General features: G+C 35.3%; 23 protein-coding genes and 1 pseudogene. 11 read left to right on the forward strand and 13 right to left on the reverse strand.

The features are described 5' to 3' along the window. Positions 1–97: 97 nt before the first annotated feature. Positions 98–706 (forward strand): annotated as a pseudogene (locus IWX83_RS15695) (serine hydrolase); the annotation flags it as partial. A 187-nt stretch (positions 707–893) separates the two neighbouring features. Here the strand turns inward: IWX83_RS15695 and ftsY are convergent. From ftsY to IWX83_RS15750, 11 genes are all read right to left on the reverse strand, one after another. Then, positions 894–1,847 (reverse strand): signal recognition particle-docking protein FtsY, encoded by a 954-nt coding sequence (ftsY, locus tag IWX83_RS15700; protein ID WP_196831107.1) that lies wholly within the window; start codon positions 1,845–1,847, stop codon positions 894–896. 128 nt (positions 1,848–1,975) lie between these two features. Continuing rightward, a complete protein-coding gene (locus IWX83_RS15705; protein WP_072675716.1) occupies positions 1,976–2,128 on the reverse strand; it encodes a DUF4295 domain-containing protein in 153 nt (50 codons plus the stop codon). A 9-nt stretch (positions 2,129–2,137) separates the two neighbouring features. After that, positions 2,138–2,320: a 50S ribosomal protein L33 gene (gene rpmG / locus IWX83_RS15710; RefSeq protein WP_017495179.1), complete on the reverse strand. Its 183-nt coding sequence runs from the start codon at positions 2,318–2,320 to the stop codon at positions 2,138–2,140. A 27-nt stretch (positions 2,321–2,347) separates the two neighbouring features. After that, entirely contained in the window at positions 2,348–2,584 is a 237-nt protein-coding gene (rpmB, locus tag IWX83_RS15715) for a 50S ribosomal protein L28 (RefSeq protein WP_073355163.1), read from the reverse strand. Positions 2,585–2,656: 72 nt separating this feature from the next. After that, positions 2,657–3,910 (reverse strand): CinA family nicotinamide mononucleotide deamidase-related protein, encoded by a 1,254-nt coding sequence (locus IWX83_RS15720; protein WP_196831109.1) that lies wholly within the window; start codon positions 3,908–3,910, stop codon positions 2,657–2,659. A 226-nt stretch (positions 3,911–4,136) separates the two neighbouring features. Then, entirely contained in the window at positions 4,137–4,481 is a 345-nt protein-coding gene (locus IWX83_RS15725) for an Hpt domain-containing protein (protein ID WP_073355160.1), read from the reverse strand. Continuing rightward, positions 4,481–5,092 carry a fumarylacetoacetate hydrolase family protein gene (locus IWX83_RS15730; RefSeq protein ID WP_196831111.1) on the reverse strand — a complete coding sequence of 204 codons (612 nt, stop codon included), beginning with the start codon at positions 5,090–5,092 and terminating at the stop codon, positions 4,481–4,483. Before IWX83_RS15730 ends, IWX83_RS15725 begins: the two co-directional genes overlap by 1 nt. Before the next feature lie 34 nt (positions 5,093–5,126). Beyond that, the gene (locus tag IWX83_RS15735; RefSeq protein WP_066078036.1) at positions 5,127–5,903 is read right to left on the reverse strand and encodes a 3'-5' exonuclease; all 777 of its coding nucleotides are present in this window, start codon (positions 5,901–5,903) and stop codon (positions 5,127–5,129) included. 147 nt (positions 5,904–6,050) lie between these two features. Further along, on the reverse strand, positions 6,051–7,352 hold the full coding sequence (locus IWX83_RS15740) for a dihydrolipoamide acetyltransferase family protein (RefSeq protein WP_073355157.1): 1,302 nt from the start codon (positions 7,350–7,352) through the stop codon (positions 6,051–6,053). An 84-nt stretch (positions 7,353–7,436) separates the two neighbouring features. Further along, the gene (locus IWX83_RS15745; RefSeq protein WP_196831113.1) at positions 7,437–8,612 is read right to left on the reverse strand and encodes a glycosyltransferase family 2 protein; all 1,176 of its coding nucleotides are present in this window, start codon (positions 8,610–8,612) and stop codon (positions 7,437–7,439) included. 63 nt (positions 8,613–8,675) lie between these two features. Further along, entirely contained in the window at positions 8,676–9,191 is a 516-nt protein-coding gene (locus IWX83_RS15750; protein WP_073355154.1) for a phosphoheptose isomerase, read from the reverse strand. Positions 9,192–9,599: 408 nt separating this feature from the next. Here IWX83_RS15750 and IWX83_RS15755 point away from each other — a divergent pair, with 408 nt between their 5' ends. Then, entirely contained in the window at positions 9,600–10,568 is a 969-nt protein-coding gene (locus IWX83_RS15755; RefSeq protein WP_196831115.1) for a T9SS C-terminal target domain-containing protein, read from the forward strand. Between the two features lie 79 nt (positions 10,569–10,647). Beyond that, positions 10,648–12,510, forward strand: a complete 1,863-nt coding sequence (locus IWX83_RS15760; RefSeq protein ID WP_073355150.1) for an ABC-F family ATP-binding cassette domain-containing protein — start codon at positions 10,648–10,650, stop codon at positions 12,508–12,510. A gap of 431 nt (positions 12,511–12,941) precedes the next feature. On the opposite strand, the gene IWX83_RS15765 is transcribed toward IWX83_RS15760, so the two are convergent. Continuing rightward, a complete protein-coding gene (locus IWX83_RS15765; protein ID WP_196831117.1) occupies positions 12,942–14,489 on the reverse strand; it encodes an SDR family NAD(P)-dependent oxidoreductase in 1,548 nt (515 codons plus the stop codon). Positions 14,490–14,952: 463 nt separating this feature from the next. On the opposite strand from IWX83_RS15765, the gene IWX83_RS15770 reads away from it, so the two are divergent. Beyond that, the gene (locus IWX83_RS15770; protein WP_196831119.1) at positions 14,953–15,765 is read left to right on the forward strand and encodes an O-methyltransferase; all 813 of its coding nucleotides are present in this window, start codon (positions 14,953–14,955) and stop codon (positions 15,763–15,765) included. 57 nt (positions 15,766–15,822) lie between these two features. Here the strand turns inward: IWX83_RS15770 and IWX83_RS15775 are convergent, their stop codons facing one another. Further along, the gene (locus IWX83_RS15775; protein WP_196831120.1) at positions 15,823–16,503 is read right to left on the reverse strand and encodes a hypothetical protein; all 681 of its coding nucleotides are present in this window, start codon (positions 16,501–16,503) and stop codon (positions 15,823–15,825) included. Positions 16,504–16,877: 374 nt separating this feature from the next. Here IWX83_RS15775 and IWX83_RS15780 point away from each other — a divergent pair, with 374 nt between their 5' ends. The 7 genes from IWX83_RS15780 (at position 16,878) to IWX83_RS15810 (ending at position 24,277) form a co-directional block, all read left to right on the forward strand. Further along, positions 16,878–17,564 (forward strand): ABC transporter ATP-binding protein, encoded by a 687-nt coding sequence (locus IWX83_RS15780; protein WP_073355646.1) that lies wholly within the window; start codon positions 16,878–16,880, stop codon positions 17,562–17,564. A 162-nt stretch (positions 17,565–17,726) separates the two neighbouring features. Continuing rightward, positions 17,727–18,584: a RimK family alpha-L-glutamate ligase gene (locus IWX83_RS15785; protein ID WP_196831122.1), complete on the forward strand. Its 858-nt coding sequence runs from the start codon at positions 17,727–17,729 to the stop codon at positions 18,582–18,584. A 31-nt stretch (positions 18,585–18,615) separates the two neighbouring features. Next, complete coding sequence (locus tag IWX83_RS15790; RefSeq protein ID WP_196831132.1) at positions 18,616–19,185, forward strand: cob(I)yrinic acid a,c-diamide adenosyltransferase; 570 nt, start codon at positions 18,616–18,618, stop codon at positions 19,183–19,185. A gap of 163 nt (positions 19,186–19,348) precedes the next feature. Continuing rightward, positions 19,349–19,570: a DUF2795 domain-containing protein gene (locus IWX83_RS15795; protein ID WP_007138072.1), complete on the forward strand. Its 222-nt coding sequence runs from the start codon at positions 19,349–19,351 to the stop codon at positions 19,568–19,570. Between the two features lie 84 nt (positions 19,571–19,654). Continuing rightward, positions 19,655–22,996 (forward strand): preprotein translocase subunit SecA, encoded by a 3,342-nt coding sequence (secA, locus tag IWX83_RS15800; RefSeq protein ID WP_196831134.1) that lies wholly within the window; start codon positions 19,655–19,657, stop codon positions 22,994–22,996. Positions 22,997–23,477: 481 nt separating this feature from the next. Beyond that, on the forward strand, positions 23,478–23,627 hold the full coding sequence (locus IWX83_RS15805; RefSeq protein ID WP_196831136.1) for a hypothetical protein: 150 nt from the start codon (positions 23,478–23,480) through the stop codon (positions 23,625–23,627). Beyond that, the gene (locus IWX83_RS15810; protein ID WP_196831138.1) at positions 23,624–24,277 is read left to right on the forward strand and encodes a hypothetical protein; all 654 of its coding nucleotides are present in this window, start codon (positions 23,624–23,626) and stop codon (positions 24,275–24,277) included. The genes IWX83_RS15805 and IWX83_RS15810 overlap by 4 nt, the downstream gene beginning before the upstream one ends. Positions 24,278–24,328: the final 51 nt, after the last annotated feature.

Consider the following 24,328-nt stretch of genomic DNA (forward strand, 5'->3'; position numbering starts at 1 on the left):
TAACATAAATTCATTTTTATTCATGTCTAAATTGTTTAGAACAAAACTACTACCTTAGGTTAATCTAAAAAATATGGGGTTCGTCGGGCGGATACGATTAGATGACAGTACAGATGATGTTGATCCAACAAGCCTTACATACAAAGCTGATGCAGGAACGCGTTGGGCGTATCACAATGTATATGTGAAATTACAGGATGTGATCGCGCAAGCCAGCGGACAAACTTGGAATTCCTATTTCAATACCAAATTGAAAGATAAGATAGGAATGGATGGCGCCTGGTTTCAGTTAGGCAACAATTCCGTTTATGGAAGTAATTCGCGTTCGATGGCGCGTTTTGGACTTTTAATCTACAACAAAGGAAAATGGGAAAGTAACACGATAGTGAATGAAAACTTTTTAAATGAAGCTACAAACACTTCACAAACAATCAATCTAGGATACGGTTATTTATGGTGGCTGAATGGAAAATCAAGTTATCATTTACCACAAAGCCAACTGCAGTTCACTGGTAGTTTAATACCAACAGCTCCAGCCGATATGTACATGGCATTGGGTAAAAATGATCAAAAAATCTATGTAGTTCCCAGCAAGAAAATGGTCGTTATCAGAATGGGTGATATTGCAAATCCAGACAATCCAACTTTTGCCTTATCAGATTTTGATGCCGTTTTATGGCAAAAAATAAGTGCTTTGTACCAATAAAATTACTTGGTTTTCAAACGTCTCATAAAACCCAAAACAAAGAAAACCAAACCTATTATCAATAAAAAATAATAGAAACCAAGACTTTTATCTCGGACAAGATTTGCCAATATAAAAGAAAAGATACTCACTAAATAAAGATACATCGGAGGTGTATTTTTTAAAGACGAAAAATCCATTCTAATCACTATTTAAAAAAACTATCTACAAACTCATACTTATTAAAGACCTGAAGATCCTCAATTCCTTCTCCAACACCAATATATTTTACTGGAATTTTAAATTGATCTGAGATTCCTATTACAACCCCGCCTTTGGCAGTTCCGTCTAGTTTTGTAACAGCTAAGCAAGTCACCTCAGTAGCTGCTGTAAATTGTTTTGCTTGTTCAAAAGCATTCTGTCCAGTTGATCCATCCAAAACTAATAACACATCATGTGGTGCATCACCAACTACTTTTTGCATCACTCGTTTTACTTTGGTCAACTCGTTCATCAAGTTAATTTTATTATGCAATCGACCTGCCGTATCAATAATAACGATATCCGCATTTTGAGCAACAGCAGATTGTAAGGTATCAAAAGCCACCGAAGCGGGATCACTACCCATACCCTGGCGTACAATAGGAACACCTACTCGATCTGCCCAAATTTGTAATTGATCAATCGCCGCGGCACGAAAAGTATCGGCAGCACCCAAAACAACATTATAACCTTGTTTTTTAAATTGATACGCTAACTTGCCAATGGTAGTAGTCTTTCCAACACCATTTACCCCAACTACCATTAGAACATAGGGTTTTGTCTGAATTGGAATTACAAACTCAGTACCCTCACCAGAATTGGTCTCTGACAATAAAGCTGCAATTTCTTCTCTGAGAATTTGATTGAGCTCCTCTATTCCCATATATTTATCTGAGGCAACACGACTCTCTATTCTTGTAATAATTTTTAGAGTTGTATTGACACCAACATCTGATGCAACAAGGATTTCTTCTAAATTATCTAAGACTTCATCATCAACTTTTGACTTTCCTGCAACAGCTTTGGTTAACTTCGAAAAGAAATTTGTTTTTGATTTTTCAAGACCTTTGTCTAATGTTTCTTTTTTCTCTGATGAAAATATTCTTTTGAAAAAACTCATTGTATAAATAGTATTAAGAATGAAGTATTTAAGTCCAAAGAACCAATACGTTTTCTAATGGTAAATATAGAAAATAAAAAAGCTACTTCCGAATGAAAGTAGCTTTTCTATATAATGTTAATTGAATATTATTTCTTTTTCAAGAATTCATCAACTGATTCTGGTGTCATTATAGATTCTACGAATGTATATGCACCTGTTTTAGGAGATTTCACCATTTTGATGGCTTTTGATAATCTCTTAGAAGCTGTCTGTAAGGTTGCTACTGTTTTCTTTGCCATGACTAATAATTATTTAATTTCTTTATGAACAGTTACACGTTTCAAGATTGGATTAAATTTTTTAATCTCTAATCTGTCTGGAGTATTTTTTTTGTTCTTTGTTGTTATGTATCTTGAAGTCCCTGCAACACCTGATGTTTTGTGTTCAGTACATTCTAAAATTACCTGGATTCTATTACCTTTCTTTGCCATCTTGCTATTTTTTTATTTTGGAAGGGATTATTTAATAAATCCTTCTGCCTTCGCTTTTTTCAAAACTGCAGCGATTCCATTTTTATTAATTGTTTTTATCGTAGATGCTGCTACTCTAAGAGTAATCCATCTATCTTCTTCTGGAAGATAAAAACGCTTTTTAACTAAGTTCACAGAAAATTTTCTCTTAGTTTTGTTCATAGCGTGAGAAACGTTATTTCCTACCATCGCTCTTTTACCTGTAAGGTCACAAACTCTTGACATTATACTTATCTTTTATCGTTATTCAAAATCAGGGTGCAAAGAAAAGAAAAATAAACCTATTAACCAACATTATTAACGCACATTTTTTAAAATTTCTTTCTGCAACAGCTCTAAACTTTTAATTACTGCTCTATCTATCACTTTTTCACGGGGTTGACCAAAATTAAATTCTTCAACAATTATTTCGCTTGGCGTTGCCAATGCAATAAAAACAGTCCCAATTTCAGCATTAGAGTCCCCTTTTGATGGTCCTGCGTTTCCCGTTGTCGCAATTGCATAATCTGTTTTCATCATCTTTTTAACACTCAAAGCCATCGCCGAAACTACTTCCTTACTCACCACAGAATATTCCTTTACGAGACTTTCTGGTATGCCTAAAACATCAATTTTAACCTCTGTTCCGTAGGAAACTACACTCCCTTTAAAATAACTTGAAGCACCAGCAATAGCGGTCAAAACCTGTGCGATTTTACCTCCAGTACAACTTTCAGCTGTTGATAACGTTTTATTTTGTTTTACCAGCATTTTACCCACTACAACCTCTATCGTCTCATCATCGTCAAAACCCACGATAATATCATTGATTAAAAGATCCAGCGACTTTACATTTTCAGCTAGAGCAGCTTCTAATTTTTCTTTGTTAGTACCCCGTGCCGAAAGACGCAAACGAACTCTTCCAGGTGCTGGCAAATAGGCCAATTTAATAAATTCTGGAAGATTATTTTCCCAATCCACTATTCGTTCCGCTACTATACTTTCGCCTTGACCGTAGGTCAGAATGGTTTTATGAATTATAAAAGGACGCTCGTATTCCCGAATTACTTTTGGAATAATTTCATGTTCTACTATATATTTCATTTCATAAGGAACTCCGGGAAGAGAAATAAAAACAGTATTCTCTTTTTTCATCCACATTCCAGGCGCTGTCCCCACTTGATTATGCAAGACCGTACATTTTGAAGGGACTAATGCTTGATCTCTATTAATTTGGGATGCTGCTCTATTCATAACCCGCTCAATAAGCTCGACTACATGCTTCTCTACTGTTTTATCAACAATTAGTTCATCTTCAAAATAATCACAAAATGTCTTCTTTGTAATATCGTCTTTGGTTGGTCCCAAACCGCCCGTGATAATCACTAAATCTACTTTGTTTTGTAGCGCAGCAAAAGTGTCTAAAATATGCGCTTTATCATCACTTATCGAAATCATTTCATTGATTTCAACGCCAATTTTATCCAATGACTTGGCTATAAAACCAGAATTAGTATCTACAATTTGGCCTATTAAAATTTCGTCACCAATGGTAACTATGGTTGCTTTCATTTTTCTAATTCTATTTATTTTATACCGTTGTAATCAAAAAGAGAAACATACTATAGTTAGCACATTTCTCTTTTTCTTAAGGAAGTATTTTACCTAATTTTATTTTCATCGGAGCTTCTTGAAATTTGTTCAAAGCGAAAATCTTCTCTCATCAAAGTATTAAAACGAGACCAGAATAATCGCAACGAGTAGCCCGACATACTTTTCAGTGAGTCAAGACGTAATATTACAAATCAAAGTCTTTTTTGATTTCTTTGATCGCGTCGTTCACTTGATTTTTCACACTCTTAAAAGTTTCTTTGATGTCTTTCTTTTTTCCCTCGGCTTTGGTCCACGCTTCGATTTGAAGAATCTCTTCAAAAGCCACATTTAAACCCATTAAATCAAGCGTTGGTTTTATCTTGTGCGCATAAGCATAAGCATGCTTGTGGTCTTTCTTTTTTATTCCTTCTTTGATTTGCAATAAATCTTCTGGAACTTCAGTAACAAACAAAGTTAGAATTTCGTTTACAAATTCTGGATCGTTGTCTGAAAGTGCGTACACTTTTGAAAGGTTGTAATTTATAGCCATTATTTTACTTGTATTCTAAATAGTTGTTGTCCCTCTAAAAATCCTTCTAGTACATCATCGGGTTTTACTGTTGCAACCCCTTCCGGAGTTCCTGTAAAGATAATATCACCAATTTTTAACGTAAAAAACTGAGAAACGTATGAAATAAGCTCATCAATTTTCCACAACATAAGACCGGAATTACTCATTTGCACGGTCTTACTGTTATTTGTTAATTCAAAAGTAATATTTTCTAATGAACTAAATTGACTTTTAGGCAAAAATTCACCTAGTACTGCCGAACCGTCAAATGCTTTGGCTTTCTCCCAAGGCAATCCTTTAGCCTTTAACTTATCCTGTAAATCGCGAGCAGTAAAATCGATTCCAACACTAATTTCGTCATAATATTTATGAGCAAACTTAGGTTCGATGTATTTACCGACTTTGCTAATTTTGACAATAATTTCAATTTCATGATGCACCTCTTCTGAAAATTCAGGAATCACAAATGGATGCTGCTTCAACAAAACAGCCGAATCCGGCTTCATAAAAACCACGGGCTCCGTAGGTCTTTCGTTATGCAATTCTTCGATATGATTGGTGTAATTTCTACCTATGCAAATAATTTTCATTTCGTACTTTATTAAATAATGGAAGAGTTCAAAATTAGCTAAATTTATTATTCAGTTTTCGAAGTTTGATAGCAGTCAATACTTTTTTAGTATACAAAGGAAAATCAGCATTTTGAATCCAACTAAAATAACCAGGCTCTGTTTCCAGAATTTTATCCACTTTGATTCCTTTATGCTTTCCAAATGCAAAAATCTCTTCATTATCTTTATCAAAAGCAATCATTCCTGCAAAATCAGCAATCTTCTTTCTTGTTGAAAATTCCGAAAGTAGCTTCATGTCATTTTCCAATTCAGGATAGCGATCCAATTGCGCTTTCAGGATTTCATAGGTTGCCATAGTATCCGCCTCCGCAGAATGCGCATTTTCCAATCCTTTATCACAATAAAATTTTAAAGCTGCAGATAACGTTCGTTCTTCCATTTTATGAAAAATAGTCTGAACATCTACTGACACTTTTCCCTTCATGTCAAAATCTACTCCAGCACGCAATAATTCCTCCGCCAACAACGGAATATCAAAACGATCCGAATTAAATCCAGCCAAATCACTGTCTTTTATCATATTGTAAACTTGCGCAGCCAACTCATTAAAAGTAGGCTCATTAGCCACTTTTTCATCAGTAATTCCATGAACGGCTGTGGTTTGCGCCGGAATTGGAATCGTTGGATTCACTAACCATGTTTTACTTTCTTTATTTCCGTTTGGAAAAACTTTGAATATTGAGATTTCTACAATTCTATCTTTTCCGATATCTATTCCAGTTGTTTCAAGATCGAAAAAGCAAATTGGTTTATTGAGTTTGAGTTCCATTTTTAATTTTTGTGTGATTACAAATATAGAAATTTGGGATTAATTTTGTTTCACCTTTGACCTTTAAAGTTCTAAAAAACATGACAAAAACAAAAAACCCGACCAATTTATAAAAACGAGTCGGGTCTAAAATACTATTATCTATTTTTAAATATCTCTGTTGACGTCAAAAGCTTCTAAATATTCAGCTACACGTTTTACAAAACTACCTCCTAATGCACCATCTACAACACGATGATCGTAACTGTGCGATAAGAACATTTTTTGGCGAATGCCTATGAAATCACCTTCCGGAGTTTCAATAACTGCTGGCATTTTACGAATAGCTCCCAATGCTAAAATTCCCACTTGTGGTTGATTTAAAATTGGTGTACCAAAAACACTTCCAAAAGTACCTACGTTCGTTACTGTATAAGTTCCACCTTGCGTATCATCTGGTTTTAGTTTTCCAGCTTTAGCACGACCTCCTAAATCGTTTACCGCTTTGGCCATTCCTACTAAATTCAATTGATCTGCGTTTTTAATAACAGGAACAATTAAGTTTCCGTTAGGTAACGAAGCTGCCATTCCAAGGTTGATGTTTTTCTTTTTGATAATGAAATCACCATCTACAGAAATATTCATTCCCGGGAAATCTTTCAGTGCTTTTGCAACTGCTTCCATGAAAATTGGCGTATACGTCAACTTCTCCCCTTCTCTTTTTTCAAAAGCATTTTTATTTTTTTCTCTCCATCTCACAATATTCGTCACATCCACTTCTATAAAGGATTGTACGTGCGCAGATGTTTGTACGGAAGCCACCATATAACCCGCAATTAATTTGCGCATTCTATCCATCTCAATAATTTCGTCTCCACCACTTACTGATACTGGAGCCGCTTTTTGAGCAACTGGAGCCGAAACTATTTTTTGAACTGCCACAACCGGAGTCGACACAGCTGGCTGATTTGATCTGCTTTTTACGTACTCTAAAATATCATTTTTAGTTACTCTTCCTTCTTTTCCAGTTCCTGAAATCGCTTCTAATTCCGCAACAGAAACCCCTTCTTCTTTGGCGATATTTTTCACTAAAGGCGACAAGAATTTTTCAGAATCAGAAAAGTCAACTGGAGCGGCAACACTTTCTTTAGCAGCATCAACAGTTTTTGCAACTTCAGCTACGACAGCAGCAGGTACCGCTTCTTTAACGATTGATACCAAGTCACCGCCTTCGGTTTCGATTATCGCAATAGTCTGACCTACTTGAACCAGATCATCCTTTCCAAACAATTGTTCGACTAAGATTCCCGAAACTTCGCTTGGCACTTCACTGTCTACTTTATCAGTAGCAATTTCAAGTACTGCTTCATCGGCTTCTACTTTGTCTCCAACTTGTTTCAACCAATTTGTAATGGTTGCTTCTGCAACGCTTTCTCCCATTTTAGGAAGTTTTAATTCAAATCTTGCCATATTGTTAACCTAAAAGGTAATTTTGATTTTCAGTTTGCGAAATTACTAAATATTTCAATTATAAATTACATTAAATGCAATTTTTTACTCGATTTTAATAACCTCACCTCTTTCGCTACTATTGTTACTTCCTATTAAAAAATTAGCTTTTTTTGGTATTATTTTAAACGTAAAGCCTGTATTCTTTAAAGATTCAAGAATAGCAATACTTTCTTTAAATGAAAGGAATTCGTTATCCAGAATAATTTCCACTCGGTCTTTATTTTTAATAGAAGACGAATTTACCATTTTTTCTGTTTTTAAATCGTGAAACGATACTTTTTTTTGCAATACAACGCGGAGTTTATCTGCTAATTTTTCGTTAGATGAAAATAAAAGATAGGAGTTTGGACTGCTTTTTACTTTGGATTTCCCTTGAAACATTTTTACAAAAGAAAAAAATACAATTCCCATTTTCATAAAAACAGAAAAAAATGCGGAACTAAAACCATCGGAACTAAAATGTTTTTGATAAAAGAAGTTCATGGCCTCTTGAAAACGCTTCATATAAGTCCCATCCTTGATTGTACTTTCGCCTTTGTAGTGAACAACAGTCGTTTCATGGAAATAATAATTGAATTTCCCTTTTTTAGAAATCATGTAGGACAAATCAATATCATCGGAATACATGAAACAATTTTCATCGAATCCACCTACTTCACGATACAACTCTCTTTTCATCAGCATAAAAGCACCCACCAAAATTGCAACTTTTCCAGTTTGATCTTGGTTTAAATGTTGCGCATAATAACTCCCAAAAAGTGGTGATTTAGAAAACAATCGATACAATCCAGTGATTTTGGTAAAAGCCACCCAAGGCGTGGGAACACCCCGCTTACTTTCACGCAGAAAATTGCCAGTTCCATCAATCAGTTTACAACCTATAATCCCTAAATTAAATTGTTTATTGGCAAAAGCCAACACTTTTAAAAACGTATCTTCGGCAACAACGGTGTCAGGATTGAGAATGCAAATATATTCCCCACAAGCTTCAGCAACAGCGCTATTATTTGCTTTCGAGAAACCAGCATTCTCCTTGTTTTGAATGAGTTTTATGTTTGGGAAGCGTTGCCTCATCATTTGACAACTATCATCCTGCGAATTATTATCGATGACAATAATCTCGCCATCAATGTCTTCTAATGCACTTTGAACGCTTAAAACACATTGTTCGAGAAAATAGCGAACGTTATAATTAAGGATAATAACTGATAATTGCATTTTCAAAGATAGATTTTAAGATGTAAAGCCACAATAATTCCAAAAAAAATACACGGTTTCTATTTATCGTCCAAAATCATCTTGCAAACGAACAATATCATCCTCATCTGAAGGATTTTCAGCATCAGTGTGTTGCCAAATTTCAGCTACAATTCCCCAAGAATCTAAACCTATTAAACGGTGTCGTTCCCCTTTTTCCAGTTGGATAAAATTTCCTGGTATAAGTTGCTGAATCTTACCTTCTTCATCTGTCAAACTGGTTTTCACCCCTACAACTCCTGAAAGTATCTTCCACAACTCTGCCCTGCGAAAGTGATATTGCCAAGACAAACGTTTGTGAGGCGCAACTACCAGAATCTTTGGGCTTAACTTATTGGTAATTTTAATTGTTTTCAGATCAAGATGCGGAAAAAATGCAGCGGCAAATTCAGGAGCTTGGCTTTCATCAATAACAAAAAAACCTCCCCAAGGTCTTGTCTCATCTTGTTTTTCAATCGTAAAGCTTTCCTTTTTTAAAGCTGCTACCAGTTGTTCAAAAACAGCTTTTTTTTCTAAAGTATCCGGGATATTAAGATTCATTTTTAGTGTTTTAAAAGTATAAAAGTGTTATTTTTAATGAGATGCATGCTACCAAAAGTTTCTACAAATACTAAAATCACTTACTTACCATGTATTCTATCGAAAGATTTTTCACTCCTCTTGAGAGGCTCTTCCTTTTTTTTTCCAAAGTTAAGCATAATTGTGATTTTATTTCCTTCAAAAAACTAGAGAAACAAGATTTGTTGCTTGTCTATTGCGGTTAATTGACATTTCTATATCACAAATTGTTTTCCTATCGACTAAGTTAGAATTCTTTTTTCGAGAGAAAACGTGCTACTTCAAATTCATGTAAACAAAAATCATTCTTTCTCAATTCCTTCTTTAGTCTTTAAAATCGCTTACTTTTGAAAGATAGAAGGAAGTATTAAACCTAATCTAATTGAAGCATTGAGAAAGACACTCTTATTATTATCGCTACTAACCGCTAGCATTGTTCAATCCCAAATTTCAGGATGTACGGATCCACTTTCAAAAAATTACAATCCAAAAGCTACCACAAATGATGGCAGTTGCCACTATGCTTCGGTAAAAATCAAGCCAAAATATTCTGTAAAATTAAATGCAGGTCTAAAAGAAACTTCTGGTTTAACACAAAGTGATTCGCTCTTTTGGACAATCAATGACGATACCGATACAGTTCTTTATGGCGTTGACACAATTGGTATTATTAAAAATAAAATACCGCTCAAAAAAGTATCAAACACAGATTGGGAGGAAATAGCGCAAGACAATAACTATTTTTACATAGGTGATTTTGGAAATAATGCCAGCGGAAACAGAAAGGATCTTCGTGTTTTACGAATCGAGAAGGAAGCACTTTCAAAACCGATTCAGAGGATTGATACCATTTCGTTTTCCTATTCCAATCAAACTAATTTTAATAAAAAACCTGCTAATACTACTGATTTTGACTGCGAAGCTTTTATTGTTTCCGATGACAGTATTTATTTGTTTACGAAGCAATGGAAGCATAAAAAAACCAGTGTATATGCCGTGCCAAAAATTCCAGGTACTTACATTGCCAAGTTGAAAGAGACTTATAACACAAAAGGATTAATTACTGGAGCAACCTATTTACCTAAAAAACAACTACTTGTTTTATCAGGATACAATAGATTTTTATCGCCTTTTATTTACCTTTTATACGATTACAAGACAACTCATTTTTTCTCTGGCAATAAAAGAAAGATCAAAATTGCACTTCCTTTTCATCAAATAGAAGGCATCGCTACGCTAGATGGCCTACATTTTTATTTGACCAATGAAAATTTTGTCAGAAAACCAGTAGTCGATGTAACACCGCAATTGCACCAACTGGATTTAAGTCCGTTTTTAGGTAATTTTCTTAATCAATAAGTCTTGAAAAGCTTCATATTCAAACAAACTATTCGCAATTAGTCATTTAATAGTTTACTTTTGCCAAAAATTTAGCCTTGTGAATTACTTATCAGTCGAGAATATATCCAAATCTTTTGGGGAAAGAACACTTTTTGAAAACATTTCTTTTGGAATTAACAAAGACCAAAAAATTGCTTTTATAGCCAAAAATGGTTCGGGAAAAACCACTATTATGAGCATTATTAATGGCTTAGACGAGTCGGATACCGGACAAGTGGTGTTGCGAAAAGGCATCAAAATGGCTTTCTTGTCGCAAAACAATAATTTGCAGGAAGAATTGACCATTGAAGAAAGCATTTTTGCCTCTGATAATGAGATTTTGAAAGTTATTGAAGCCTACGAAAAAGCATTAGAAAATCCAGAAGACGAAGAAGCGTATCAAAAAGCTTTTGACGGAATGGACCAACACAATGCGTGGGATTTTGAAACGCAATACAAACAAATTTTGTTCAAATTAAAGTTGGAAGACTTTAAACTGAAAGTAAAAAACCTTTCTGGTGGCCAGAAAAAACGTTTGTCATTAGCTATTATTTTAATCAACCGTCCGGATTTATTAATCTTAGATGAACCTACGAATCACTTAGATTTAGAGATGATTGAATGGCTAGAAACTTATTTTGCCAAAGAAAATATTACGTTGTTTATGGTGACGCACGACCGTTTCTTTTTGGAACGTGTTTGTAACGAAATCATCGAACTCGACAACGGAAAATTATATTCCTACAAAGGAAATTACTCCTATTATTTAGAGAAAAAAGAGGAACGCATCGCTTCCGAAAATTCCAGTGTCGATAAAGCACAGAATCTTTTTGTGAAGGAATTGGAATGGATGCGCCGTCAGCCAAAAGCGAGAACGACCAAATCTAAATCGCGTCAGGATGATTTTTATGACATCAAGGAAAAAGCACAAAGTCGCCGTCGCGAAAATAAAGTGGAACTTGAAATCAACATGGAACGCATGGGAAGCAAGATTATCGAGCTTCACAAAATCTCCAAGAAATTTGACAACCATGTGATTTTGGATAATTTCAGTTTTGACTTTCAACCGGGAGAACGCATTGGGATTATTGGAAAAAATGGTACAGGAAAATCAACTTTTTTAAATTTATTGACTGGTGGAATTCCGCTTGATGGCGGAAAAGTAGTGATTGGTGAAACCATAAAACTAGGCTACTATACCCAAAGTGGTATTAACCCAAAGCCGGGACAACGCGTTATTGATGTTATTAAGGAATACGGTGAATTTATTCCATTGATGAAAGGAAGAATGATTTCGGCTTCACAATTGTTAGAGCGCTTTCTTTTTGATGCCAAGAAACAATATGATTTCGTTGACCGATTGAGTGGTGGTGAATTAAAGCGTTTGTACTTGTGTACCGTTTTGATTCAGAATCCAAATTTCTTGATTCTCGATGAGCCTACGAATGATTTGGATATTGTGACTTTGAATGTCTTGGAAAGTTTTCTTTTGGATTACCCTGGATGTTTGGTAGTGGTATCCCATGATCGTTATTTTATGGATAAAATTGTAGATCACTTATTCATTTTTAGAGGAAAAGGTGTTATTGAAGATTTTCCTGGGAATTATTCTGATTTTAGAGCCTATGAAGATAGTGCTGATGTAGCTCAAAAAGAGGAAAACAAAGCTGAGAAAAAAGACTGGAAGCAAAACAACCCAACAGGAAATTTAACTTTCAATGAGCAAAAAGAATACCAAAAGCTTGAAAGAGAAATCAAGGATTTGGAGCTAGATAAAACTAAAATCGAGCAGTTATTCGCCGATGGTAAAGTGGCTGATGCCGACATTGAAAAGAAAGCCAAAGAACTCGAAAATATCATCAACAAAATTGAAGACAAAGAGGAAAGATGGTTTGAGCTGAGCGCGAAGATAGAAGGATAGCCCCCTAACCCCCGAAGGGAATAAAAGTAAACATTTTATATTATTTAAAACCCCAACACTTTTAGTGGTACTGAAAATGTTGGGGTTTTTATTTAAAATTATAATCTTAAAAAGTTTTTGTACATTAGCTAATAAATAATAAAAATCGAAATGAAAAAATATCTCCCTCTTTCTGATTCATCATCAAGGAAACCAGTTAAAATAATGCGTATATTTATACTAATAGCCTTTATCGTTTTTGGCATATTCCATTTAGGAAAGGATTGCGCAAATTACGACAAACGTCATGCTGCATCTTTAAACAAAACTAGATAGGCAGTTTTTAATACTTGCATACTAAGTTGAAAAAAAACCACAACAAAATCCAATTCTGCTGTGGTTCTTTTATTCTATAACCTTTTTAATTCCCCCTTCGGGGGTTAGAGGTTTTTTTACCAAGGAATAGGATTGTAATCCTTCAAAAACTTCCCACACCAATGTTTTCCGGTATTGATTCCATCAAACAACGGATCCATCACGCGTGCCGCACCATCTACAATATCTAATGGCGGTTGGAAATCTTCTTCTTCCTGTTTTCTTTTTGCTAGTTCAGCTGGATCTTCATCAGTCACCCAACCGGTATCCACGGCATTCATAAAAATTCCGGCTTTCGCCAAATCTCCTGCTGCAGTGTGTGTCAGCATATTCAGAGCCGCTTTAGCCATATTGGTATGCGGATGACGGGCTTCTTTAAAAAAACGATGAAACTTACCCTCCATTGCTGAAACATTGATGATGTGTTTTTTTCCTGTATTGTCTTTTTTCATAACTTCCGAAAGACGGTTGCACAATACAAAAGGCGCAACGGAATTAACGAGCTGCACTTCGATCATTTCGGTAGTTTCGATTTGGCCTAGTTTCAATCTCCAACTATTGGTTTTCCGCAAATCGACTTGCTGCAAATCGGCATCAAGCTCTCCCTCTGGAAAAACTTCAGTCGCCACCAATGCATTATCAAACGAATATGGAATTTGAGATAATTTGGCGGAAGCCCGCAAACCAATTCCTGGCTCTGGTCCGTGCCAAGTCACCGGCATATTTTGATTGGAAGAAATCCCAATGGTTAACACTTTTAATTCCTCCAAACAATCCGTGTGATCTAACAATAATTCTTGCGCTTGTTTAGTCAAGGATGCGATTTGACGTTCTTCGTTTTCCATCAAATGTGCATAAAATCCTGCTGGACGTCTCACCGTTTGCGCTGCATTATTAATCAGTATATCCAGTCGTTCGTATTTTTGCTCGATAAAATTGCAGAAAATTTCCACGCTAGGAATGTGTCGCAAATCCAATCCATGAATTCTGAGGCGATGTCCCCAATCTGCAAAATCATCTTCTTTAGAAAATCGCAAAGCAGAATCCACCGGAAAACGAGTTGTAGCAATAACAGTAGCTCCACCGCGCAACAACATCAACGTAATGTGATACCCAATTTTCAAACGCGAACCTGTGATAACGGCAACTTGCCCTTTTACATCAGCGGTTTGAAACCGTTTGGCATAATTAAAATCGCCACAATCGGTACACATCGTATCATAAAAGTGGTGCATTTTAGTAAACTCGGTTTTACAAACGTAACAGTTTCGTGGAGTTTCCAGCTCCAACTGCTCTTTGTGGGCGAGATCATTAAAAGCCAGTAATTTTGGCGCCACAAAAATACTAGCTTCGCGAGCATATCGAATTCCTGTCTCTTTTCGGGCGGTTCTATCTTGCTTTTCTTTTTTGCGTTTAGCGACTAATTTTCCGTCTTTTTTTCTACGGGAAAGCTCTTCTCGATTGGGTCTAGAAAACTGACCTGCCGCTTTGATTAATGCCGTTCGTTGATCTTTAGGGATATCAAATATTTGGTCCGTATCGGAATTTAATTGTGCTAAAATGGCGATACATTTCTCTATTTCGTCTGAAGTTATGGCCGTTTTGGTATCTGTTAGTTCAATCATTATTGTAAAAAGTGAATATAATTCTGGTGCAAATTCTAAGCGCGCAAATATAGACTTTTTAAAATCGGAAAGTTTCAAAGTCAAAATGCTATTTCACAGAGATCCTCAAAGGAAACGCAGAGACTCGCAAAGTTTAGTTTATTGATTTTCATATTTCAATAAATCTCCATATGTCTTTGTGTTTTTGCTTTGTGTAACTCTGTGAAAGAATAAAAATCTCGCAAAGATCCTCAAAGCAAACGCAGAAACTCACAAAGTTTATTTTTTGATTTTCATATTTCAGTAAACCTCCGTGTATCTTTGCGTTTTCACTTTGTGCAACTCTGTGAAATAAAATAAATCTTATAAAGAATCTCAAAGGAAACGCAGAGCCTCGCAAAGTTTATTTTTCGATTTTCAAATTTTAATAAATCTCCGTGTATCTTTGTGTTTTTGCTTTGCGAATCTTTGCGTTACAATAACTATGCTATTTCAAATAAAATCGTATTTACAATTCCTATGGCACTCAAAAAATGAGCATGCCGTACATTCTCCGTTTGTTTTTAGTTTGTTGACAAAATGTTTTTATGACAAAAAATCAAAACCGGAATATACATTTTTAAAAAAGTATAGAAACTCGCTTCTAGCAAACAATAATACAATTGAAGTAACAGACTTTGGTGCAGGTTCAAAAGTTTTCAAATCCAATACAAGAGTTATTTCTAAGATTGCAAAAACAGCGGGAATTTCTTCGAAGCGAGCCGAATTATTATTTAGAATCACCCATTATTTTCAGCCTGACTCTATTTTAGAAATTGGAACTTCGCTAGGATTAGCGACGGCTGCGCTTTCATTAGGGAATTTAAAAGCAAAAATAACAACGCTGGAAGGCTGCCCGGAAACAGCAAAAATTGCTCAACTGCAATTGCAAACATTCAATTATAACAATGTAGCATCTATAGTAACAACGTTTAATTCTTATTTAGAGAAACGGAATTCATCTGTGAATACTGCAACTGAACACTCTCTACAAAACACAGAACACTTTTCCTTAATTTACTTTGACGGAAATCACTCCAAAAAAGCTACACTGGAGTATTTCGAACTATTACTTTCAACCGTGACTAATGAAACCGTTTGGATATTCGATGACATTCATTGGTCGAAAGAAATGGAACAAGCTTGGGAAATTATTAAAAGTCACCCGCAAGTCACAGTCACTATTGACACATTCCAGTGGGGATTGGTATTTTTTAGGAGAGAACAGCCCAAAGAACATTTTGTGATTCGGGTTTAACCCAAAAAAAAATGACAGCCATTGCTGACTGTCATTCTTATTTGAATGAATTATTCCTTATTCTTTTGCTCTTTTCATTTCTCCTGATTTAGCTCCCATTCTATTCAAAGTATACATTGGGCCAAATTTCACTTTCAAACCAGAAATTTTTCTATTGTCTTCAGCTGAAAGTCCTTCTTTTTCAACAGTATTCTTTCTGCTATCTAGTGCTTCATACATCAATTTGATTTCATCCCAGTCTTCGCGAGAATATACATCTTTGTTATCTTCAACGGTATGAATAAATTGTTGGTACACATTATGAATGTTTGCAGCATTTACCCAACTAAAATTCATGTCCTCACCCATTTTACCTTCACCAAATAAGGCATTCCTCATTTGCTGCTTGCTGTTAGGTGCAGTAGCTACTGCAGCTGCTTGTGCTGCCATTTGTTGAGCTTCTACCTTCGCTTTCAAAGCTTCGTATTTTGCTCTACTTGCATCAAGACGTGCTTGCGCATCAACATTATCTTTCATGTTAGCAATTGCAGCTTCAGCTTCTCCTGCTCTTAATTGGTACGATGCTTCTATGCCTTCCCAGTTTCCTTCAGCATCTGCTGCTGCAACATTACCTAATGAATCTACGTACATTACATAGCTATCCACTTTTTTTTCTGCTTGCTCCGCTTTTTCATCTTTACAAGATGTAAATCCAATAGCGATTACCGCTAATCCTAATGCTAATTTCGTATTTTTCATAATTTAAGTTTTGATTAATTATTTCTTAAACAAATGTAAATAACTTTGCTCTATGTTTAATAAATAACAAAAAATTATATAAAAAATTAATATAATTGTGAAATAAAAAAGATAAAAGTGTGAATTATACAAAACGAGACTAGAATTGTGTAAAACTTTAAATTCAGTTTATGCTTATCAATAAACTTAAAAATCAGTTTAAATGAAAAACAATTGAAAAACACAAAATTATACAGGATCTAAATTTCAGTGCTTGCGTACTGTAACAAATTAAAAAAAAAACTACTTATTAGTAGTTCAAAAGTTTTTGTACTTTTAAAATCTAAATTAATAGCAACCCGCGCACCGTCAAAGGTTAAAAATCATACATTCTAATGGCAAACCCGCTAATAAAAATAACTAATATCAAAAGAGATTTTGTATTAGGAAATGAAATCGTTTATGTTCTTAAAGGCATTGATTTAGAGATCAACAAAGGAGAATATGTAGCACTAATGGGACCTTCAGGATCTGGAAAGTCTACCTTAATGAATTTATTAGGGTGTTTAGACACCCCTACTTCCGGAACTTATATTTTAAATGGAAAGGATGTAAGCCAGATGAAAGACGATGAATTAGCAGAAATTCGCAACAAAGAAATTGGGTTCGTTTTCCAAACTTTCAACCTTTTACCACGAACAACTGCATTAGACAACGTGGCTTTACCCATGATTTATGCTGGGTTTTCTAAATCAGATAGAAACAAGCGCGCCTCCGAAGTATTGGATCAAGTAAATCTATCTGACCGAATGGATCACCAACCCAACCAACTTTCAGGAGGGCAACGCCAGCGTGTAGCCATCGCTAGAGCATTGGTCAATAAACCTTCAATCATCCTTGCAGATGAACCTACTGGAAATTTAGACAGTAAAACATCATTAGAAATCATGAAACTTTTTGGAGACATCCACGCCAATGGAAATACTGTAATTTTAGTAACACATGAGGAGGAAATCGCCGCTTATGCCAATCGCGTCATTCGTTTGCGTGATGGACTCATAGAAAGCGACACTACCAAATAGTTTTTTTTTCAGGAGCTTTTTCCGGCTATCCGCTACAATCTTTTCTAAAACCTTTCAGCCCTCAAAAGGCTGGAAGCTTTTAGAAAAGGATTTCCACTGTTATCCGGGCTAGAAAATCCAAATTACAATTGCGTTTACTACTACCAAACATCACTTTAAAAAATGAAAATCGCCCTATTAACCTGCGAAAAACTTCCCGATTTAAATCCCGAAGACCAAAAAATAATTCCAGCACTCGCCCAACACAAGATAGAATCTTCCGCTGTTATCTGGAACAACAAAAATATCAATTGGACTGATTACGACTATTTAATTTTTCGCAATACTTGGGATTATTTCGAGAAAGAAACCGAGTTTAAACTTTGGCTGGACCACATAGAAAAATTAGGAATCAAAACACTAAACCCGATCGAAGTGATTAAGCAAAACATCCATAAGTTTTACTTGCGGGAAATGGAGCAACAAGGAATCACAATATTGCCCACTCTTTTTATAGATAAAACAAACCATCTTGATCTTGTAAAACGAATTCCTTCCCATTGGAAAAAAGCAGTCATAAAACCTGCTTTTTCAGCAGGTTCCTATCTAACAGAAGTTTTTGAAGTAGCAAATAGTACAGAAATAAACCAACAATATGCTTCTATTGCTTTAGAAAAAGAATTACTAGTACAGCAATTCATGCCTCAGATTCAAACATTAGGCGAAACTTCCTTTATCTTTTTCAACAAAAAATTCTCTCATGCAGTGAATAAAAAACCGGTTGATGGCGATTTTAGGGTTCAATCTCTTTTTGGAGGAATTTATACCTTGGTGCATCCAAGTCAGGACATGATTCAAAAAGCGCAAAAAGTAGTCGATACCTTTAAAGAAGATTTACTATATGCTCGCGTCGACGGTATTTTAATTGACCAAGAACTTTACCTAATGGAAGTGGAATGTATTGAACCCGATCTGTATTTCAATCTAAGCGAAAATTCATTGGAACGATTTGTTGCATCAATAGTAAAATTAATAGCCTAAATTTGTTTTTTTAAAATCAAATATCCAGTAGATGAAAGTATATACAAAAACGGGAGATAAAGGAACAACGGCCCTTTTTGGGGGAACTCGTGTCCCAAAAGACCATGCCCGTATAGAAAGTTACGGAACGGTTGACGAGTTGAATTCTCACATCGGTTTAATTCGCGATCAGGAAATGAATGCGCATTACAAAGAAATTCTTATTGAAATTCAGGATCGTTTGTTTACGGTGGGAGCTATTCTTGCGACGCCACCTGAAAAAGAAGTGAAGAAAAACGGAGAACTTCGTTTGAAAAAATTAGGAATCATCGAATCTGACATTGAATTATTGGAAAATGAAATAGATGCTATGGAAGAGGCACTTCCACCAATGACGCATTTCGTGCTTCCTGGTGGACATACTACTGTGTCATATTGTCATATAGCACGTTGCGTATGCCGCAGAGCAGAGCGTTTAGCAGTCCATTTAAGCCATAATGAACCCGTTGCAGAGATCGCTATTAAGTATCTAAACCGACTTTCTGACTATCTTTTTGTGTTGGCACGGAAGTTGTCTCATGACCTGAACGCTGACGAGGTGAAATGGATTCCGAGAAAGTAGTATTCAGTTTGCAGTGCTCAGTATTCAGTACGAAAACTTTAAACTTCAAACCTGAAACTTTAAACTAAATAAAACGTTCTTAACTTTAACTAAAAATAAATCATTTTTTACTTGTTTTTTTCAGTAAAAAATTTATTTTTGCACAAAATTAAATCGACAACAGATGTATTGGACATTAGAATTAGCTTCCTATTTAAGTGATGCCCCGTGGCCTGCCAACAAAGACGAACTTATTGACTACGCTATTAGAGCAGGAGCTCCATTAGAGGTGGTAGAAAACCTTCAATCTATAGAGGATGAAGGCGAGATATATGAATCAATGGAAGAAATATGGCCAGATTATCCTACGGACGAAGATTATCTTTGGAATGAGGATGAATATTAAAAAGTAAACCAATAAAAAAGTCTCAAAAGAGGCTTTTTTTTGGTTTAAATTTACAGAATTACACAATTAGAAATAAAATATATTATGAGTTTCATAAACAGTATTATCAAAGTCTTTGTTGGCGATAAGTCACAAAAGGATGTAAAAGCATTACAACCCTATCTTAATAAAATTAAAACTTTTGAAAATCCTTTAATGTCATTATCAAATGATGAACTTAGAGCGCGTACCGCATTTTTCAAAGATAAAATAAAACAAGATCGTTCTGAAAAAGATGCCAAAATTACTGCCCTTAAACAGGAAGTAGAAAGCATTCTTGATATAGATAAAAGAGAAGATCTTTACATCGCTATTGATGCACTGGAAAAAGAAGCTTACGATATATCAGAAAAAACATTGATGGAAATTCTTCCTGAAGCTTTTGCTGTGGTCAAAGAAACAGCAAGACGTTTCAAAGACAACTCACAAATTGTAGTTACTACTACTCCAAAAGACCGAGAACTATCTGCTACAAAAAGTTACATTACTTTAGATGGAGATACTGCTATCTGGGCTAATTCATGGAGTGCAGCTGGGAAAGAAATTACTTGGGACATGATTCACTACGACGTACAATTAGTTGGCGGAATGGTTTTACATGAAGGAAAAGTAGCCGAAATGCAAACAGGAGAGGGAAAAACATTGGTAGCCACTTTACCTCTTTACTTAAATGCATTGACAGGAAATGGAGTTCATCTTGTTACCGTAAATGATTACTTAGCAAAGAGAGATAGTACTTGGAAAGCACCTTTGTTTGAATTTCATGGTATGACAGTAGAATGTATCGACAATTACCAACCTAATTCTGACGAAAGAAGAAAAGCATACGACGCTGATATTACTTACGGAACGAATAATGAGTTTGGTTTTGACTATTTAAGAGACAATATGGCGCATTCGCCAAATGATTTAGTGCAAAGAAAACACAACTATGCCATTGTCGATGAGGTCGATTCTGTATTAATTGATGATGCTAGAACACCATTGATTATTTCAGGACCCGTTCCACAAGGTGACCGTCATGAATTCAATGAATTAAAACCAAAAATCGAAAATCTAGTTGCGTTACAACGCCAACTGGCCAACGGTTTTTTATCTGAAGCTAAAAAATTAATAAAAGAGGGAAATACTAAAGAAGGTGGATTCCAATTGTTGAGAGCTTACAGAGCGTTACCAAAAAACAAAGCATTGATCAAGTTTTTAAGTGAGGAAGGAATTAGACAATTGCTCCAAAAAACTGAAAATCAATACATGCAGGATAACAAAAGAGAAATGCACAAGATTGATGAAGCCTTGTATTTTGTTATTGAAGAAAAAAACAATCAAGTAGAATTATCAGATAACGGTATTCAATACTTATCCGGAGATACCGATTCTGATTTTTTCGTTCTTCCAGACATTGGAACTGAAATTGCAGCTATCGAAAAGAAAAAACTAGATAAAGACACAGAAGCTGAAGAAAAAGAAAAATTGTTTCAGGATTTTGGTGTAAAAAGTGAGCGCATCCACACCTTGACACAACTTTTAAAAGCGTATGCTTTATTCGAAAAAGATGTAGAATATGTAATCATGGACAATAAAATCATGATTGTAGATGAGCAAACGGGTCGTATCATGGATGGGCGTCGTTATTCTGACGGATTGCATCAAGCCATTGAAGCTAAAGAAAATGTAAAAATCGAAGCGGCTACTCAAACGTTCGCAACGGTTACGTTACAAAATTACTTTAGAATGTACAACAAACTGGGCGGAATGACTGGAACTGCAGTAACGGAAGCTGGTGAATTGTGGCAAATCTATAAGTTAGACGTGGTAGAAATTCCTACGAACAGAGCAATGGCAAGGTTAGACAAAGAGGATTTTATTTACAAAACCACTCGTGAAAAATTCAATGCCGTTATTGAAGATGTTACGGAATTATCTAAAGCAGGAAGACCAGTACTTATTGGAACAACCTCTGTAGAGATTTCCGAATTATTGAGCCGAATGTTAAAAATGAGAGGTGTTGCGCACAATGTATTAAATGCAAAAATGCACAAACAAGAAGCTCAAATTGTAGAAGAAGCAGGAAAACCAGGTGTGGTAACTATTGCTACCAACATGGCTGGTCGTGGTACCGATATTAAATTATCTGCTGAAGTAAAAGCAGCAGGTGGATTAGCCATTGTGGGTACGGAACGTCATGACTCCCGTCGTGTGGATCGCCAGTTGCGTGGTCGTGCAGGACGTCAAGGTGATCCCGGAAGTTCTCAATTTTACGTTTCTCTTGAAGACAACCTAATGCGTTTGTTTGGTTCTGAAAGAGTCGCTAAAGTAATGGATAGAATGGGCTTGCAAGAAGGAGAAGTGATTCAACACTCGATGATGACCAAATCAATTGAGCGTGCGCAGAAAAAAGTAGAAGAAAATAATTTTGGTGTTCGTAAGCGTTTGTTAGAATATGACGATGTCATGAACGCACAACGTGAAGTAGTGTACAAACGTCGTCGCCATGCGTTGTTTGGAGAACGTTTGAAATTGGATATTGCCAACATGCTTTATGATACTTGCGAGTTAATTATTGATCAAAACAAAGCAACCAATAATTTCAAAAATTATGAATTTGAATTGATTCGTTATTTCTCTATAACTTCACCAGTTAACGAAAGTGAGTTCACCAAGTTGAGCGAAATGGAATTAACCGGAAAAGTATACAAAGCAACATTAGAATATTACACCGAAAAAACGGAGCGAAGTGCCAGAGAAGCTTTTCCAATTATAAAAAGTGTTTACGAAGATAAAAACAATCAATTTGAGCGTATTGTAGTTCCGTTTACAGATGGAATAAAATCGTTAAATGTAGTTACGGATTTGAAAGCCGCTTATGAGTCTGAAGGGGCGCAACTGGTTGCTGATTTCGAGAAAAACATCACTTTGGCTATTGTTGATGAAGCTTGGAAAAAACACTTGCGTAAAATGGACGAATTGAAACAATCCGTTCAATTAGCCGTTCACGAACAAAAAGATCCTTTGCTTATTTACAAACTGGAAGCATTCAATTTGTTTAGAGCTATGATTGAAAACGTGAATAAAGAAGTCATTTCATTCTTGTTTAAAGGCGATTTACCCGCTCAAGAAAACCAACAAATTCAAGAAGCAGTTGACGCTGCTCCAAGAGAAGATTACGAATTGAGTAAAGATGAAATTGTAAGTAGCGAAGCTGCAAATCGCGAAGCTGGTGAAACCAAACAACGACAAATAACCGAAACGATTACGAGAGATATGCCAAAAATCAATCGCAACGATACTGTTAGTATTCAAAACGTGGCTACCGGACAAGTACAAGAAATGAAATACAAAAAAGCCGAAAGCCTAATCGCTTCAGGACAATGGGTATTGGTGAACTAAGCCCTTTTATTTCAGGACAACCCAAACTCCACTGCGCAAGTAGTGGAGTTTTTTTTTATCCTGAATTTATTTCAGGATCTTTTAAGGATCTTTTTTAGGATCTTTTTTAGGAGCCACTCCCGCCCTACGCTACAAAGCATTTGGTCGCCCACCCTTTTTCTAGGCGCTGGCAGGAGCTTCCTTTGGTCGCTCTGCCACCACCAGAAAAAGCGGTGCGCAACCGTCATGCGTTTTTCGCTTCGGTCAGGGCTAGGGGTTTTGTGCTAAAATAGTTCGTTTACGGATATGCATTCACTATGAAAAAAAACGGCAAAAAAATAAAAAGACTATTTGATGATTTGTACTAAATTTATTATTTATATTTGTTAATAATGCGCTACACAGTAGCGCCTATACACCCAAATTTGGGTAGATAAGCGCTACTGCGTAGCGCATATATACTAGTTGTGTGTAATGTTACCAAAAACAGAAAAAATAATAAATGGAATTAAAGATACCGAAAGATAAAGCAATTGAAATTCTCGAAAAAAGAAAGAGCGAAATTGACGTATATGGATTTGAACCAAAGGTTTGGAAACATACGACTGAAGACAATCTTAAGGACATATTTGGTGGATTAGATTTTAAATGACACAAATAAATGGCATTTCGTTCAGTTCACCTTATTCTGGAGTAAGTTCGAGTGTATTAGAGAGAGGAAAACTTCAAGCAAAAAAGTATCTTGATTCATATATCGAACAAATAAATGAGTTCAGCGAAATTCAAAACAGTTTAGTCGAAGAAAAAGAAAGATTTTTTGAACAGGAAAATAAAAATCTGAAATCAAGATTAATGGAAGTCATTTCTAGTTCAAATAAAAATTTAGAAGACCGCAATGAATTGCTATCCGACATAAATGTCAAGAACGTTGAAATAAAGAAACTAAAAGAAAATACTGTACAATTAAACGAAATTACTATAAATAAACTCTTTGGATTAATAAAGAACTTGCCTATTGGACAAGCAATAGGACTTTTCACTGCATTATTTGGTATTATTGGATTTTCTTATTGGCTTGGAACAACTATCAAAGAGAATTCATTTCTTAAAAGCGAATACGAATTACAAACTAAAATCAATGAATTAAACTTTGACAAACAAAATTTGGACAACAATATTTTTAAGTTGAAAGCTGAAAACAATAATCTCAAACAAGAGATTGAGAAATTAGATAACAAGAAAGTGAATACAAATACAAAGGTGGATTCAATTAATAAATGCGAATTCCTGATTATTGTTTAATAATTGTAAATATACTTCATTTGGAGAATCAAATTGATGCCTTTTTCGAGG

Origin of the sequence: Flavobacterium sp. CG_9.1, assembly GCF_015751645.1 — a bacterium.
GTDB classification, from domain to species: domain Bacteria; phylum Bacteroidota; class Bacteroidia; order Flavobacteriales; family Flavobacteriaceae; genus Flavobacterium; species Flavobacterium xanthum.